Origin of the sequence: Paenibacillus sp. NRS-1782 (assembly GCF_050467685.1) — a bacterium.
In the GTDB taxonomy this organism is placed as follows: Bacteria; Bacillota; Bacilli; order Paenibacillales; family Paenibacillaceae; genus Paenibacillus; species Paenibacillus terrae_A.
Genome location: NZ_JBITPH010000084.1, coordinates 1 through 504 on the forward strand (window position 1 = coordinate 1; position 504 = coordinate 504).

Here is a 504-nt window from a genome sequence, read left to right on the forward strand (position 1 = left end):
CCATTCGGTGTCAGTGGCATGTTTTCCATCTGTACAAAGTATGAAGGCACCATGTAGTTTGGAAGTCCTTCGCCCAGTAAGCTGCGCAGCTCACTTGCACTCACTTCACGTTCTGCCACATAGTACGCCACCAGTTGATTTTGCCCTTGCGCGTCTTCACGGGCTAGTATGATTGCTTCTTGCACGGCTTCTACTTTTAAAAGGTTCGCCTCAACCTCGCCCAGTTCAATCCGATAGCCCCGGATTTTCACCTGGTGGTCGATCCGGCCCAGATGCTCGATGTTGCCATCCGGCATCCATCTTGCCAAATCCCCCGTTCGATACATCCGTTCATACCCTGCTTCTCCGTTCGTAAACGGATTTAGTATAAATTTCTCCTCCGTCAGTTCGGCACGATGCCAATATCCACGCGCCAAACCTACCCCTGATACACACAATTCCCCAGCTACGCCCACAGGTGCCAGATGTCCATGCGCATCCACAATATATACCCGGTGATTCGGC

The 504-nt window shown here is 51.8% G+C and carries 1 protein-coding gene; it reads right to left on the minus strand.

The window, feature by feature from the left end; genetic code table 11:
- On the minus strand, positions 1–504 hold a 504-nt coding region (locus tag ACIFQM_RS24070), incomplete at both ends, for an AMP-binding enzyme (protein WP_430066301.1).